Source organism: Bradyrhizobium septentrionale (assembly GCF_011516645.4).
Lineage (GTDB): Bacteria > Pseudomonadota > Alphaproteobacteria > Rhizobiales > Xanthobacteraceae > Bradyrhizobium > Bradyrhizobium septentrionale.
Window position 1 is genome coordinate 5968898 of the sequence record NZ_CP088285.1, and the last position, 16508, is coordinate 5985405.

12 protein-coding genes are annotated in these 16508 nt (G+C 64.6%); all 12 read left to right on the forward strand.

Annotated elements, in window-relative coordinates:
- Positions 1-106 precede the first annotated feature (106 nt).
- The 12 genes from HAP48_RS30245 to HAP48_RS30300 all read left to right on the forward strand — a co-directional run bounded on the left by HAP48_RS30245 (position 107) and on the right by HAP48_RS30300 (position 16488).
- Positions 107-355 carry a DUF6489 family protein gene (locus HAP48_RS30245; RefSeq protein WP_166203526.1) on the forward strand — a complete coding sequence of 83 codons (249 nt, stop codon included), beginning with the start codon at positions 107-109 and terminating at the stop codon, positions 353-355.
- A gap of 8 nt (positions 356-363) precedes the next feature.
- Positions 364-1155 carry an alpha/beta fold hydrolase gene (locus HAP48_RS30250; RefSeq protein ID WP_166215281.1) on the forward strand — a complete coding sequence of 264 codons (792 nt, stop codon included), beginning with the start codon at positions 364-366 and terminating at the stop codon, positions 1153-1155.
- A 59-nt stretch (positions 1156-1214) separates the two neighbouring features.
- Positions 1215-2765 (forward strand): WS/DGAT/MGAT family O-acyltransferase, encoded by a 1551-nt coding sequence (locus tag HAP48_RS30255; RefSeq protein ID WP_166203528.1) that lies wholly within the window; start codon positions 1215-1217, stop codon positions 2763-2765.
- Between the two features lie 11 nt (positions 2766-2776).
- The gene (locus tag HAP48_RS30260; protein ID WP_166203530.1) at positions 2777-3772 is read left to right on the forward strand and encodes an alpha/beta fold hydrolase; all 996 of its coding nucleotides are present in this window, start codon (positions 2777-2779) and stop codon (positions 3770-3772) included.
- A gap of 160 nt (positions 3773-3932) precedes the next feature.
- Positions 3933-7166, forward strand: coding sequence for a bifunctional cytochrome P450/NADPH--P450 reductase (locus HAP48_RS30265; RefSeq protein ID WP_166203532.1), 3234 nt, complete (start codon positions 3933-3935; stop codon positions 7164-7166).
- A gap of 268 nt (positions 7167-7434) precedes the next feature.
- Positions 7435-8109 (forward strand): polyamine aminopropyltransferase, encoded by a 675-nt coding sequence (locus tag HAP48_RS30270; protein WP_166203534.1) that lies wholly within the window; start codon positions 7435-7437, stop codon positions 8107-8109.
- Between the two features lie 123 nt (positions 8110-8232).
- The gene (locus HAP48_RS30275; RefSeq protein WP_166203536.1) at positions 8233-9120 is read left to right on the forward strand and encodes a helix-turn-helix domain-containing protein; all 888 of its coding nucleotides are present in this window, start codon (positions 8233-8235) and stop codon (positions 9118-9120) included.
- Between the two features lie 284 nt (positions 9121-9404).
- A complete protein-coding gene (locus HAP48_RS30280; RefSeq protein WP_166203538.1) occupies positions 9405-10832 on the forward strand; it encodes a DUF1254 domain-containing protein in 1428 nt (475 codons plus the stop codon).
- 359 nt (positions 10833-11191) lie between these two features.
- Positions 11192-12310 carry a maleylacetate reductase gene (locus HAP48_RS30285; protein WP_166215284.1) on the forward strand — a complete coding sequence of 373 codons (1119 nt, stop codon included), beginning with the start codon at positions 11192-11194 and terminating at the stop codon, positions 12308-12310.
- A 24-nt stretch (positions 12311-12334) separates the two neighbouring features.
- Positions 12335-13237: an intradiol ring-cleavage dioxygenase gene (locus HAP48_RS30290; RefSeq protein ID WP_166203540.1), complete on the forward strand. Its 903-nt coding sequence runs from the start codon at positions 12335-12337 to the stop codon at positions 13235-13237.
- Positions 13238-13272: 35 nt separating this feature from the next.
- Positions 13273-15063, forward strand: coding sequence for an FAD-dependent oxidoreductase (locus HAP48_RS30295; protein ID WP_166203542.1), 1791 nt, complete (start codon positions 13273-13275; stop codon positions 15061-15063).
- A gap of 81 nt (positions 15064-15144) precedes the next feature.
- Positions 15145-16488: an ABC transporter substrate-binding protein gene (locus HAP48_RS30300; protein WP_420869823.1), complete on the forward strand. Its 1344-nt coding sequence runs from the start codon at positions 15145-15147 to the stop codon at positions 16486-16488.
- Positions 16489-16508: the final 20 nt, after the last annotated feature.

Here is a 16508-nt window from a genome sequence, read left to right on the forward strand (position 1 = left end):
GGATGATTGAGGCCGACTGTACCTCGGGGCAGATACGGCTCGCTTGCGTGACTCCCCCCGTCGCGGTGATACTGAGGCGGGCCAGGCGCATTTGAGGAGGCGGGATATGAAAGTCAACGTCGAGATAGATTGTACGCCCCTTGAAGCGCGGCAGTTCTTCGGCCTGCCGGATGTGGCGCCGATGCAGAACGCAGTGATGGACAAGCTGCAGCAGCAGATGCTGTCGAACATTGACAAGATTTCACCGGAATCGCTGATGCAGAGCTGGTTCACCTTCGATCCCAAGCTCGCTGAGCGCTTCCAGGACATGTTCGTGGCGATGGCCGGCTTCGGCAGCACGGCCAAGAAGAAGTAGTGACCGACATGGACAGGAGCGTCGATGGGACCGGACGCCGGCTGCGCCCGCCAAGCCTGTTCCTGATGCTGGCGGAAGCGCGCGGCGTGCTCGAGCTCAATTCGAGCCTGCTGCTCTCGCCGCTGCTGCTGCAGGCGCCGAAGGGCGACGGTCATCCGGTGCTGACGCTGCCGGGCTTCCTGGCCAGCGACCTTTCGATGGCGCCGATGCGGCGCTATCTGAAGGAGCTCGGCTACGACGCATACGCCTGGAACATGGGCCGCAATTTCGGCGGCATCGCCTCCAGGCGCGATGCGCTGCGCGACCTCGTGAAGCGGATACACGAGGCTTCCGGGCGCAAGGTCTCGATCATCGGCTGGAGCCTCGGCGGCGTCTACGCACGCGACCTGGCGTCGCAGATGCCGGAGCTGGTGCGCTCCATTATCACGCTGGGCAGCCCGTTCGCCGACGACATCCGCGCCACCAATGCGACACGGCTCTATGAGCTGTTGTCCGGTGAGGGGGTGGACGACATCCCCGAGATCCGCGCCGCGATCGCCGGCGACATGCCGGTGCCGACAACTTCGATCTATTCCCGCACCGACGGCATCGTGAACTGGCGGACCTCGCGGCTGCGGCCTTCGGCCACCGCCGAGAACATCGAGGTGCATTTCGCCAGCCATCTCGGCCTCGGCGTCAACCCCGCAGCCTTGTGGGCGATCGCGAACCGGCTGGCGCAGCCGGAAGGGGAGTTCCGGCATTTTGACCGGTCGGGCCCCTTTGCCATTGCCTACGGGGCGGCAGAACAGGCACTATCCTAAACCAGACGACGAGAAGCGCCGCCAAGGCGCCCGCGTCAATTTGCTCTCGGGAGGAGATCATGAGCGACGCCAAGAAGCTGTCCTCGTTGGACGCATCGTTTCTCTATCTGGAAACGCCGGAAATGCCGATGCATGTTGGCAGCATGGCGATCTTCCGCCTGCCCGATGGCTACAAGGGCGACTTCTTCGAGGAGTTTAAGGCGATGATCGCCTCGCGGCTGCACGTTGCGCCGATCCTCAAGGCGCGCCTGCAGAAGGCGCCGCTCGACATCGATCATCCGTCCTGGGTCGAGGACGACCAGTTCGACATCGACCGCCATATCTTCCGCGCCAGCCTGCCCGCGCCGCGCGACCGCGCCACGCTGGAGCGGATCGTCGGCTGGATGCACGCCAAGCTGTTGAACCGCGCCCGCCCGCTCTGGGAGTTCTACGTCTTCGAGGGCATGAAGGACAACGAGATCGGGCTCTATTCCAAGATGCACCACGCCTGCATCGACGGCGGCGCCGGTGCGGCGCTGACCAGCATGATCTACGATTTGACGCCGGTGCCGCGGCAGATCGATCCGCCGAGCGCGAAAAAGGTCGCGCAGGAGCCGCGCGACATCGCGGCCAATCTGATCGACGCCTATCAGCAGCTCTGGACCCAGCCGTTCGAGGCGGCCGCCGCCGCGCAGAAGAGCCTGGAACTGCCGCGCTCTGGCAAGAGCGATCTCGGCTCGATCCTGTTCGACAATGCCATGTTCCAGATCGAGAGCGCGGTGAAATTCGCCGGCTCGATGCCGACCGTGCTCAAGAGCCTGTCCGACGTCGTCGCCAAGGTCGCCGATCCCAGGTCGCGCGAGAGCCTGCAGGCGATGGCCTCGCCTCCGACCATTCTCAACAAGGCGATCTCGTCCGAGCGCAGCTTCGCAGGCACCTCGATCTCGCTGTCGCGCGCCAAGGCGCTGGCGAAGGCCTCGGGCGGCAAGCTCAACGACGTCGTGCTGGCGCTCGCCTCCGGCGTGGTGCGGCGTTATCTGATCAGCCAGGGCGCGCTGCCGAACAAGTCGTTGACGGCCGGTGTGCCGATCTCGCTGCGCGAGGAGGGTAATGCCGAATCCAACAACCAGGTGTTCGGCATGATCTGCTCGATCGCGACCGATATCGAGGATCCCAAGAAGCGGCTCGAAACCATCATCGCACAGTCCACCAAGTCCAAGGAGATGTCGCATCCGCTGCGCGCCCTGGTGCCGCAGGTCTCCAACATCTCGCTGTTGGGCGCGCCGATCGTGGTGCAGATTCTGGCGCTGCTCTACAGCCGCTCCGACCTCTCCAACGTGCTGCCGCCGGCGACCAATATCACGGTGTCGAACGTGCCGGGGCCGCGGCAGACGCTCTACGCGGCGGGTGCGGAGCTGCTGCACATCTTCCCGGTTTCGATCTCGACCCATGGCGTCGCGCTCAACATCACGGTGCAGAGCTATCGCGATCAGCTTGATTTCGGCTTCATTGTCGGTGCCAACATCATTCCTCATGTGCAGGTGATGTGCGACATGCTGCCGCTCGAATTCGATGCACTCGAGGCGGCGTTCGCGCCCCCGCCTGCCGACATCAAGGGCGCGGCCGAATAGGATTTCCGTCCATGATTGAAATGCCAACGCTGCAGTTCGCCGAGACGAACGGCATCCGCATGGGATTTTACGAATCGGGTCCCAAGACCGACACGCCGCCGGTGGTGCTGTGCCATGGCTGGCCCGAACTGGCGTTCTCCTGGCGCCACCAGATCAAGGCGCTGGGCGAGGCCGGCATCCGGGTGATTGCGCCGGATCAGCGCGGCTACGGCGCGACCGACCGGCCGGAGCCGGTCGAAGCCTACGACATGGAGAACCTGACCGGCGATCTCGTCGGCTTGCTCGATCATCTCAAGATCGACAAGGCGATCTTCGTCGGTCACGACTGGGGCGGCTTTGTCGTCTGGCAGATGCCGCTCAGGCATTCGTCGCGGGTCGCCGGCGTCGTCGGCGTCAACACGCCGCATTGGGACCGTGCGCCGATGGACCCGATCGCGCTGTTCCGCCAGCGCTTCGGCGACCATATGTATATCGTCCAGTTCCAGGATCCGGCGCGCGAGCCCGACCGCATCTTCGGCAGCCGCGTCGAGCAGACTTTCGACGCCTTCATGCGCAAGCCGGTGGCGCGCCCGCCCGGCACGCCGGAGGAACAGCCGATCGCCGGCGTCGGGGCGTCGGCCCGGCTCAATCTGGCGTTTCCGCAGATGATCGCGAATTATGACGCCAGGCACGATCCGCGCACGCCGATCCTGTCGGCGGACGAGAAGAAAGTGTTCGTCGATACGTTCTCGAAGACCGGCTTTACCGGCGGCATCAACTGGTACCGCAATTTCACCCGCAACTGGGAACGCTCGGCCGGGCTGGACCATCACGTGCGGGTGCCGTCTCTGATGATCATGGCCGAGAACGACGCGGTGCTGCCGCCGTCGGCCGCCGACGGCATGGAGAAGCTGGTGCCGGACCTCGAAAAGTATCTGGTTCACGACAGCGGCCATTGGACGCAGCAGGAAAAGCCTGACGAAGTCAGCGCCAAGCTGATTGAGTGGCGTAAGCGAAAATTCGGCTAGGCGTCATCCCGAGGCGTGCCGACTTCGGCGCAGCTCGAAGGATGAGAGGGACTGGAGCAAGCGGCCATCCTTCGAGACGCGCGCGATGCGCGCTCCTCGAGCAATAACGGCGAAGCCGTTATGCAGGAATGACGGCGGGTAATGAGGGGGCACTTCGAAGATGGCGTCCGGCAACAGACTGAGTCCGATCCCGCATCCGCCGACGAAGCCGGTGGTCGGCAACATGCTGTCGCTGGATTCGACCGCGCCGGTGCAGCATCTGGTGAAGCTCTCCAAGGAGCTCGGGCCGATCTTCTGGCTCGACATGATGGGGTCGCCGATCGTGATCGTCTCCGGTCACGATCTGGTCGACGAGCTCTCCGACGAGAAGCGCTTCGACAAGGCGGTGCGCGGCTCGCTGCGCCGCGTGCGCGCGGTCGGCGGCGACGGGCTGTTCACCGCCGACACCAAGGAGCCGAACTGGAGCAAGGCGCACAACATCCTGATGCAGCCGTTCGGCAACCGCGCGATGCAGTCGTACCACCCGAGCATGGTCGATATCGCCGAGCAGCTGGTCAAGAAATGGGAGCGCCTCAACGCCGACGAGGAGATCGAGGTCGTCCACGACATGACGGCGCTGACCCTCGACACCATTGGGCTCTGCGGCTTCGACTATCGCTTCAATTCGTTCTACCGGCGCGACTACCACCCCTTCGTGGAATCGCTGGTGCGCTCGCTCGAGACCATCATGATGACCCGCGGCCTGCCGCTAGAGGGTCTGTGGATGCAGAAGCGGCGCAAGACGCTCGCTGACGACGTCGGCTTCATGAACAAGATGGTCGACGAGATCATCGCGGAGCGGCGCGGCAATGCCGACGTGACCAGCGACAAGAAAGACATGCTGGCTGCGATGATGACCGGCGTCGACCGTGCGACCGGCGAGCAGCTCGACGACGTCAACATCCGCTACCAGATCAACACCTTTCTGATCGCCGGCCACGAGACCACCAGCGGCCTGCTGTCGTGCACGATCTATGCGCTGATGAAGCATCCCGAGGTGCTTAAGAAGGCCTATGAGGAGGTCGACCGCGTCCTCGGTCCCGACCTCGATGCGAGGCCGACCTATCAGCAGGTGACGCAGCTCACCTACATCACGCAATGCCTGAAGGAGGCGCTGCGGTTGTGGCCGCCCGCGCCGGCCTACGGCATCGCGCCGCTCAGCGACGAGACCATCGGCGGAAAGTACAAATTAAAGAAGAACACCTTCATCACCGTGCTGGTGATGGCGCTGCATCGCGACCCCTCGGTCTGGGGACCGAAACCCGACGTGTTCGATCCCGAGAATTTCAGCCGCGAGGCGGAGGCCAAGCGCCCGATCAACGCCTGGAAGCCGTTCGGCAACGGCCAGCGCGCCTGCATCGGCCGCGGCTTTGCCATGCACGAGGCGGCGCTCGCGATCGGCATGATCCTGCAACGCTTCAAGCTGCTCGACGTGCATCGCTACCAGATGCATCTGAAGGAGACGCTGACGGTCAAGCCCGACGGTTTCAGGATCAAGGTGCGGCCGCGCGACGATAGGGATCGCGGCGCGTTCGCCGGAAGCACGGGCGCGGTTGCGGCCGCGCCAAAGGCGCCGCGCGTGCCGACCACGCGCCCCGGCCACAACACGCCGATGCTGGTGCTCTACGGCTCCAACCTCGGCTCGGCCGAGGAGCTCGCGACCCGGATGGCGGATCTGTCCGAGATCAATGGTTTCGCAGTACGTCTCGGGCCGCTGGATGACTATGTCGGCAAGCTGCCGGAGGAGGGCGGCGTCCTGATCATCTGCGCCTCCTACAATGGGGCGGCGCCCGACAATGCCACGCAATTCGTCAAATGGCTCGAAAGCGATCTGGCGAAGGACGCCTTCGCCAAGGTGCGCTATGCGGTGTTTGGCTGCGGCAACAGCGATTGGGCCGCGACCTACCAGTCGGTGCCGCGCTTCATCGACGAGCAATTGACCAGGCATGGCGCGCGCGCCGTCTATCCGCGCGGCGAGGGCGATGCGCGCAGTGATCTCGACGGCCAGTTCCAGAAATGGTTCCCGGAGGCGGCGAAGGTCGCGACCAAGGAATTCGGCATCGACTGGAATTTCACCCGCACCGCCGAGGACGAGCCGCTTTATGCGATCGAGCCGGTGGCGCAGGGCGCGGTCAACACCATCGTGACGCAGGGCGGCGCGGTGCCGATGAAGGTGCTCGCCAACAACGAGCTGCAGAACAAGGAGGGCGCCCATCCGTCGGAGCGCTCGACCCGGCACATCGAGGTCGAACTGCCGCCCAATCTCAGGTATCGCGTCGGCGATCATCTCAGCGTGGTGCCGCGCAACGATCCGACCCTGGTCGATTCCGTTGCGCGCCGGTTCGGCTTCCTGCCGGCAGACCAGATCCGTCTGCAAGTCAGTGAAGGCCGCCGCGCGCAGCTGCCGGTCGGCAACGCGGTGTCGGTTGGGCGGTTGCTCACCGAGTTCGTCGAGCTGCAGCAGGTCGCGACCCGCAAGCAGATCCAGATCATGGCGGAGCACACCCGCTGCCCGGTGACCAAGCCGAAGCTGATGGCCTTTGTCGGCGACGATGAGGCCTCGGCCGGGCGCTACCGCACCGAGGTGCTGTCCAAGCGCAAATCGGTGTTCGACCTGCTTGAGGAATATCCGGCCTGCGAGCTGCCGTTCCACCTCTATCTCGAAATGCTGTCGCTGCTGGCGCCGCGCTATTACTCGATCTCGTCGTCTCCGGCCGGCGAGGCACAGCGCTGCAGCGTCACGGTGGGCGTGGTGGAAGCCCCCGCAAGCTCAGGCCGGGGCATCTACAAGGGCATCTGCTCGAACTATCTGGCGCGCCGCCGCGCCGGCGACACCGTCCACGCCACCATCAAGGAAACCAAGGCCGGCTTCCGCCTGCCCGATGACAACGCCGTGCCGATCATCATGATCGGGCCGGGCACGGGCTTGGCGCCGTTCCGCGGCTTCCTGCAGGAGCGCGCCGCGCGCAAGGCGCATGGGGCTGCGCTGGGCCCTGCGATGCTGTTCTTCGGCTGCCGCCATCCGGAGCAGGATTTCATCTATGGAGATGAGCTGAAAGCTTTTGCAGCCGACGGCGTCAGTGAACTCTATACCGCCTTCTCGCGCGCCGACGGGCCGAAGACATACGTGCAGCACCTCGTCGCCGCGCAGAAGGATCGGATCTGGGAGCTGATCCAGAAGGGCGCAATCGTCTATGTCTGCGGCGACGGCAGCAAGATGGAGCCCGACGTCAAGGCGACCCTGATGTCGATCTATAGCGAGCGCACCGGCGTCGACGCCGATGCCGCTGCGCGCTGGATCGAGGAGATGGGCACCAGGAACCGCTACGTCCTGGACGTCTGGGCCGGTGGGTAGGCTTGTGGCCTGGGATGACCGTGATGCATCCCCATCGTCGTCCCTGCGAAAGCAGGGACCCATAACCACAGGGTTGTGTTGTTGAAGCAAGCCGTGGCCCCAGTGTCGCGCAACAATCACCTTCGGTGGTTATGGGTCCCTGCTCCCGTGCGCAATTGCGCACTAGGCAGGGACGACACCGAGTTTGTTGCGCCATTCGTGAGTCACTATTTCGCATTCTCTGGACGCTAGCTTCGCCCGCCCTGACGCCCATGCTACAAGCCGCCGCATGATTCCATGGGAAAAGATCGATACCGCGCGCATTCCCGGCACCGAAGGTGAATTGCGCCTGATGCGGCGCGGCCGCGAATTCTCAATCATGCTCGGCACCAACGAGCTGATGAACAGCCGCCTGTCGGGCTCGGAAGCAGCCCTAGCGACCCTTGCTGCGAAGAAGATAGAAAAGGTCGCGAAGCCGCATTTTCTCATCGGCGGCCTCGGCATGGGCTTTACGCTGCGGGCGGCGCTCGCCGTGCTCGGACCCGAAGCGCAGATCATGGTGGCCGAACTGGTGCCGGCAGTCGTTGCCTGGGCGAGGGGCCCGATGGCGGAGATATTCGGCGACAGCCTGAACGATACGCGCGTCAGCATTCAGGAGGTTGACGTTGCTGACGTGATCGAGCGCCATCCGCGCACCTTCGATGCCATTCTCCTCGATGTCGATAACGGCCCCGAAGGCCTGACCCGCAAGGCCAATGACGGGCTGTATGATGTCTCCGGACTCAAGGTCGCGCACACCGCGTTGCGGCGCGGCGGCGTGCTCGCAGTCTGGTCATCAGGGCCGAATGCCAAATTCCCGAAATCCCTGTCCCGGGCCGGGTTCGCCGTCAACGAGATCGCCGTGCGCGCCACCGGCCGAGGCCGCGGCGTACGCCACGTGATCTGGATCGCGGTCAAGGAATAGCAGGCGTCGCTGTTGCGACGCAGCAAGGCTGCCGGGGCTGCCGTTCGGTTCGATTGTATTGAAAATCGAGGGCCGCTGGGCTTCACTCGACGGCACCGAAGCCTCGAGCCCTTGGTCTGTCGGATGCAGGCGACGTCGAATTTTGGGGTGCAGGAGACGCACGGGATCCTGAGCCGCTTCCAGGCCGAATTCCGCGGCTCGAGCGAGGGGCTCGGCTGGTCGTCCGCGTATGCCTCGGTCCAGCGTGAACGGCCGTTTGATGGGCACTTCCACGCGCTATCCGACAATCTGATGGTGCTGCATCGGGGCGGCCCCGTCGACATCACCTATGTGATGGACGGCAAGTCGGTCGCCCGACAGATTCCGCGCGGCGGCGTGTTCTTCCTGCCGGCGGGACATGCCTGCAACGTCGTCCTGCACGAAGCGCTGGAATCCACCCACATCTATCTGCGGTCCGATTTGTTCGCGGGCCGGGACGGGGCCCCCAGCCTGATCGGCGGGCTCGCGCCGATGCTCGGCGATCAGGATGCCGTGCTGGAGCATCTGGCTGCGGCGATCGGCGACAGCATCACCAGCAGCCTGCCGGCCTCGTCGCTGTTCGTCGATCCGATCGCCCAGGCGATCGCCAACCGCTTTGTCGCGATCAATTTCCACAAGCCGAGCGTGGAGGCCGGCAAGCATCCGAACCTGCTCAGCAACAGGCAGATGGCGCGGATCCGCGAATTCGTCGACACCAATCTCGATACCGATATCCGGCTCGACCAGCTCGCGGAGCTCTGCGGCCGCAGCACCGAATATTTCGTGCGCCTGTTCAAGGCGACCAGCGGCATTTCTCCCTACCAATACGTGCTCAATCTGCGCATCGAGCGCGCCAGGGCGCTGCTCGCCGACGAGACGCACAGCCTGGCCGACATCGCACTGGCCTGCGGCTTCTCCCACCAGGAGCACTTTACGCGCATGTTCCGCCGCTTCACCGGCGTGACGCCGGGACGATACCGGCGCAGCCACTAGGGGCGTACTCATAGATCTGGTACGCGCGTGCGCGGGATAGCGAGGTCCGAGGTGCCCTCAAAAGCAGACATCCACGATGCCTAAGTGAATGTCTGCAAAGGGCCAGAATGACACGCAGTCCTGCATTGATCCATGTCAAAGTATGAGCGGTTGCGATGTCTGATCTTTTCTACGTGCTGCGTATGTTGCGTATCAATTGATGAGGGTCCCCATGCAAAAAAAAATGCGATTTTCAAAAAACCGCGACCGATGGCATCCACGCGGGACGAGACCACACCGACCCGATGCTCAGCCGTCGTGCCGTAGCTCTGGGCGGGCTCGGGCTGGCCGCTGCGCTCATTCCCTTGCCGGGCCGGGCATGGGACGGCCCGCTGACGGACGTCGTCGAGGGGACCGAGGATTTCGTCGTCGCATCGGATGCCTACATCTTCGGCTATCCGCTCGTGACCATGGAGATGACGCGGCGGGTGATCACCAACGTCGCCAAGCCCGAGGGCACGCGCGGGCCGATGGGTACCCTTATCAAGCTGCGCGAATACCCCAACGCCAGCTTCCGCGACATTACCGCCCCGAATGCCGACACGCTCTACACGACGGCGTTCTTCGATGTCGGCGACGAACCTTGGGTGCTGAGCTCCCCCGACATGAAAGGCCGCTACTTCCTGCTGCCTTTCCTGAGCGGATGGACAGATGTGTTTCAGGTTCCCGGAACCCGGACCACAGGCACGCAAGCCCAGACCTTCTTGATCACGGGTCCCGGCTGGTCGGGCACGGTCCCGGCAGGCATGTCGCAGCTCAGGTCGCCCACCGCCATCGTATGGCTCCTTGGACGCATCTATTGCACCGGCACCCCGCAAGACTATGCCGAGGTGCACGCGTTGCAGGACCAGTTCAAGTTGCAGCCGCTGAGCACTTGGGGCAAGGACTACACCCCGCCGCCCGGCAAGGTCGATCCATCCATCGACATGAAGATGGCAGTGCGCGATCAGGTCAACCGTCTCTCGGCCACCGAGTATTTCACGCTGCTGGCCGATCTGCTGAAAAGAAATCCACCTGCACCGGCAGACGCACCCGCCCTGAAACGGTTCGAGCGGATCGGCCTCGTTGCGGGGCAGAGCTTCGACCCGAAGGCTCTCGACAGCCGTTGGGATAAGCGGCTGCCGCAGCTCTCGTACGATCGGATCATGCTACACTTCCTCAGCAGGGATGGCGAAATTACGCGGCAGAACGGCTGGTCATTCACCACAAAGGCGGGCCTTTATGGCACCAACTACCTCCAGCGCGCATTGATCGCCGCCCTCGGGCTTGGTTGCAACCGGCCGCAGGACGCCATCTATCCGACCTCCATGAAGCCTTCGCTGTTGGAGGATTACGACGGAAAATACAGGTACATCCTGCGCTTCGAAAAAGGACTGCTGCCGCCGGTCAAGGGTTTTTGGTCGCTGACTATGTATGATGAAGGCATGTTCTTCATCGCCAACCCGATCAACCGTTATTCGATGAGCGTGAGGACCAACCCCAAATACGAGCCCGACGGTACACTCGTGATCTACATCCAGAACGAAAGCCCCGGCTCGGACAAGGAGGCCAACTGGCTTCCGGCTCCGAAGGGAAAGTTTCACCTGATGTTGCGCCTGTACTGGCCGGACGAAAACAATCCCTCGATCATCGATGGATCGTGGGTGATCCCGCCGGTCACCAAGGTAGTCTAAGGCTTGGGTGCGCGAAGCGCCGTCTCCCTTGCGGAGGCGGCATCTCGTTGATGGCCCCATCTCCGGTGCATGTCGGTTGTGGGTCACAAGACGACATCCTTGCGGTCGGGCCGCCCTCCGCTCTACCTCTTGAAAGCGGACATCCCGGATCTATGAGTACGCGCCCTAGCTCCCGGCGATTTGCGACTGGGTCAGGCGCGGGCGCACAGCCGGCCCCGTCTCGACGGATGATTTTTCCGGTTTTGTGCAGATTTTCTCCGGTTTCGTGCAGGCCCGCCGCGGCCGCCCGCCGCTAGCATTCTCCCAACAAGACGAGATCGCCGGTTCGCCGGCCCGGGAGGAATGCCATGAGCGTCGCAATGCCCGATGCCGGACGCGCATCCATAGCCGTTGCGGCAGCCGGTGATGGCGGCCAGGGCGCCTTTGCCTATTGCTCGCAGCAATATCGTGTGGTGTTCGGCGCCGGCACCTCGGCGCGGCTTGGCGAGGAAACGGAGCGACTTGGCATCAAGCGGGCGCTGGTGCTCACCACAAGCGAGCAGCAGGATCTCGGACGTCAGTTGGGCGCCGGCCTAGGCGATAGGCTCGCCGGCCTGTTCGCCGGCGCGCGCATGCATACGCCGGTCGAGGTCACCAACGAAGCGCTTGGCATCGTCGAATCCCACGACATCGACGGGCTGGTCGCAATCGGCGGCGGTTCGACGGTCGGGCTCGGCAAGGCGCTGTCGTTGCGCACCGGGCTGCCGCATATCGCGATGCCGACCACCTATGCCGGCTCGGAGATGACGCCGATCCTGGGTGAGACCACCAACGGCATCAAGACCACACAGCATTCCCAGGATCTGGTGCCAGACACCGTCATCTACGACGTCGATCTCACCGTTAGCCTGCCGCCGCACATCTCCGCCGCCAGCGGTCTGAACGCGATTGCCCACGCGGTCGAGGCGCTTTATGCGCCCGACGCCAATCCGCTGACCTCGCTGATGGCGGAGGAAGGCATCGCCGCGCTCGCCCGCGCGCTGCCGCGCATCATGACGGCGCCTGCCGATCCTGGCGCGCGGCGCGATGCGCTCTACGGCGCCTGGCTATGCGGCGTCTGCCTCGGCGCGGTCGGCATGTCGCTGCACCACAAGCTCTGCCATGTGCTGGGTGGGATGTTCGACCTGCCACACGCCGAAACCCACGCGATCGTGCTGCCCCACGCCGCCGCCTACAACGCAGCCGCCGCGCCGGAGGCGATGACCCGCGTCGCGCGAGCGCTGCACAGCGCCAACGCACCGCAGGGCCTGTTTGACCTTGCCCGGCAGCTCGCGCTGCCGCGCGCGCTCTCCGACATCGGAATGCCTGAGGGCGCCATCGCTCGCGCCGCCGAGATGGCGGTGCGCAACCCCTATGCCAACCCCAGACTGGTCGATCGCGCCCCGATCGAGCAACTGATCGCGGCCGCCTGGCGCGGCGACGCGCCCGTGCAGCACTGACCTTCACCAGATCAAGGAAACACCATGGCCAATTTCAACGAGCATGATCTCACCGACGAGGTGCTTCGCAGCTTCGCCAACACCCCGAACAAGCGGCTGAAGTTCATCATCGAGGAGACGGTCAAGTCGCTGCACGATCTGGTGCGCCACACCGAGCTCACCTTCGAGGAATGGAACCAGGCGATCGAATTCCTGACCCGCACCGGCCAGACCTGCACGCCGCTGCGCCAGGAGTTCATCCTGCTCTCCGACGTGCTCGGCGTCTCGATGCTGGTCGATGCGGTCAATCACCGCGAGCGCGAAGGCGCGACCGAGACCACGGTGCTCGGCCCGTTCTATGTCGGCGAGCACCGCGTCACGCCGCACGGCGCCAACATCTCCGAAGGCATCGACGGCGAAGTGATGTTCGTGCAGAGCCGCGTCACCGACCTCGCCGGCAAGCCGCTCGCCGCTGCCGAGATCGATGTCTGGCATGCCGACGACGACGGCTTCTACGATTCGCAGAAGGAGGACTACGCGACCCACGGCCCATCGCTGCGCGCACGCTTCGTCACCGATGCCGACGGCCGCTTCTCGTTCCGCACCATCCTGCCGTGCAGCTATCCGATCCCGACCGATGGCCCGGTCGGCGATCTCATCACCGCCACGCAGCGGCATCCGATGCGGCCCGCGCACGTCCACTTCCTGGTCAAGGCCGAGGGCTACGAGCCGCTGATCACCCACGTCTTCCTCGACGGCGACCAATATCTGCGCAGCGACGTGGTGTTCGGCGTCAAGGATGAGCTCATCGCACGCGTCGAGCCGCGCAACGAACCGGCGTTGCCGAATGGCGACCGCGTGTCCGCGCCGTGGCACCTGATGACCTACGACTTCCAGATGAGGCCCGGCGCGGGCCTGGTGCCGAAGCCGATGATGGCCGCGGAATAGCGATAGCAACCAACAAGACGACCAGGGAGAGGATGATGACCAGCAAACCGATCGAGACCGACGTGCTTGTCGTCGGCAGTGGCCCGGCCGGCGCGACGGCGGCGGCGCTGCTCGGCATGTACGGCGTCAAGCACATCATGGTGACCAAATACGGCTGGCTGGCCGACACGCCGCGCGCTCACATCACCAACCAGCGTGCGATGGAGGTGCTGCGCGATCTCGGCCTCGAGGACAAGGCGGTCGCACAGGCGGTGCCGCAGCACCTGATGGCCAACAACGTGTTCTGCGAGAGTCTCGCCGGCGAGGAGTTCGGCCGGCTCTATTCCTGGGGCAATCATCCCTCGCGCAAGGCGGATTACGACCTCGCCAGCCCGACCCGGATCTGCGACCTGCCGCAGAATTTCCTCGAGCCAATCCTGATCGAGGCCGCCGGCCAGCGCGGCACCTCGCTGTGCTTCAATACCGAGTTCGTCGACCTGGTGCAGGATGCCGACCGCGTCACGGCGACGGTGAAGGACCGCCTGTCCGGCGAGACCTACCAGATCCGCGCCAAATATCTGATCGGCGCCGATGGCGGCCGCAGCCGGGTCGCCGAGGTGATCGGGCTGCCGATGGAGGGCCAGATGGGCCGCGCCGGCAGCATGAACATCATCGTGCAGGCGGATCTGAGCAAATACGTCGCGCACCGGCCGAGCGTGCTGTACTGGGTGCTGCAGCCGGGCGCCGAGATCGGCGGCATCGGCGCCGGCCTGATCCGCATGGTGCGGCCGTGGAACGAATGGCTGATCATCTGGGGCTACGACATCGAGCAGGGCGAGCGCAAGCTCTCCAATGACGAGGCGATCTCGATCGTGCGCAATCTCGTCGGCGACGAGACGCTCGAGGTCAAGGTGACCTCGACCTCGACCTGGACTGTGAACGAGATGTATGCCGGCCACTACACGTCCGGCCGCGTGTTCTGCGTCGGCGATGCCGTGCACCGGCATCCGCCGACCAATGGCCTGGGCTCCAACACCTCGATCCAGGATGCCTACAATCTCTGCTGGAAGCTCAAGCTGGTGCTGGAGGGGCACGCCGCGCCATCGTTGCTCGAGACCTATTCGGCCGAGCGCCAGCCGGTCGGCAAGCAGATCGTGACCCGCGCCAACAAGAGCATCGGCGACTTCCCGCCGATCTTCGAGGCGGTGGGGCTCGTCGCCTCGACCGATCCGGCCGAAGCGCGCAAGGCGATCGCCGCGCGCAAGGCGCCGACCGCCGAGGGCAAGGCACGCCGCAAGAAGCTCTATGAGGCCATCGCCAACAAGAGCTACGAGTTCAACTGCCACGGCGTCGAGATGAACCAGCGCTACGGCTCGACCGCCGTGATGTCCGATGGCACGCCGATGCCGCCCTTCACCCGCGATCACGAGCTCTATCATCAGGCCACCACCTGGCCCGGCGCGCATTTGCCGCATGTCTGGGTCGAGCATCAGGGCCAGCGCAAGTCGACGCTCGATCTCGCCGGCAAGGGCCGCTTCACGCTGCTCACCGGGATCGGCGGCGACGGCTGGAAGACGGCCGCTGCCGCGGTCGAGAAGGCCTACGGCCTGCCGGTCGATGTCGTCACCATCGGCCCGCAGGGCTGCGACGCACTCGACATCTATGCGGACTGGTATCGCCAGAGCGAGGTCGACGAGGACGGCTGCGTGCTGGTGCGTCCCGACACGTATGTCGCCTGGCGCACCAGGGAGGCGGCGGCTGACGCCTCCGACGTGTTGCTCGACGTGTTTGGCCAGATCCTCGGCCGCAGCGCGAAGGCGCAGACGAAGTCCATCGCCGCCGCGTGATGCGGCGCGACGCCGGTAGTTTTTCAGAACGGAATGAACGGCAGCCGGTGTGAAAACCGGCTCGCCTCAAGGGAGGGGAAGATGACCAAGGACCATTTGAACGCCAAGGACCACTTGAACGTGATGTCTTTCGATCGCCGCCGCGTGCTGCAGGGCATCGCCGGTGGTTTCGCGGCCGCCGGCACGACGACCTTGTTCGCGCCGTCAGTGCGGGCAGCCAACAAGCCGATCAAGATTGGCTATGTCTCGCCAAAGAGCGGACCATTGGCGGCCTTCGCCGAAGCCGACGATTTCGTGCTCGGCGAGTTCAGAAAGTTCATCAAGGACGGCGTCAAGGTCGGATCGCAGACCTATTCGGTCGAGGTGGTGACCAAGGACAGCCAGTCGAATCCGAACCGCGCCGCCGAAGTCGCCAAGGAGCTGATCACCCGCGACAATGTCAGCCTGATCGTGGTCGGCGCCACGCCCGAAACCAATAATCCGGTGGCGACGCAGTGCGAGCTCGAGCAGGTGCCGTGCATCTCTTCCGTCGCGCCGTGGCAGACCAACTTCATCGGCCGGCAGGCCAATCCGGGCGATCCGAAGAGCTGGAAGCCGTTCGAATACACCTTCCACTATTTCTGGGGGCTCGAGGACGTGATCGGCGTCTTCACCAGCATGTGGAGCCAGGTCGCGACCAACAAATCGGTCGGCGCGCTGTTTCCGAACGATGCCGACGGCAACGCCTGGGGCGACACCACGATCGGCTTCCCGCCCGTGATGGCCAAGCAGGGCTTCAAGCTGACCGATCCCGGCCGCTTCCAGAATCTGACCGACGATTTCAGCTCGCAGATCGCTGCGTTCCGCGGCGCCGATGCCGAGATCATCACCGGCGTGATCGTTCCGCCCGACTTCACCACGTTCTGGAACCAGGCGCGGCAAAAGGGGCTGAAGCCGAAGGTCGTGTCGGTCGCCAAGGCGTTGCTGTTCCCGGCGTCGGTGCAGGCGCTGGGCAAGGGCGGCAACAATATCTCCACCGAAGTGTGGTGGACGCCGACGCATCCCTACAAATCGAGCCTCAGCGGCGTCAGCGCGGCCGATCTCGCCAAGGGATATGAGCAGGCCTCCGGCAAGCAATGGACCCAGCCGATCGGCTTCGTGCATTCGCTGTTCGAGGTCGCGATCGACGCCATCAAGCGCTCCGGCGACCCGGCCGACGGCGCGGCGCTCGCGAAGGCGATCGGCGCCACCAAGCTCGATACGATCGTGGGCCAGGTCGCGTTCGGCTCAAGCGCCGTGCCGCCATTCGCGGCGAAGAACATCGCCAAGACGCCGCTGGTCGGCGGCCAATGGCGGCTCAACGGTGACAAGTACAACATGGTGATCACCGACAACAAGCTGGCGCCGCAGATCCCGCTTGGCGGCGACATGCAGGCGCTGAGCTAGCAGAAGCCAGCTGCTTCAAC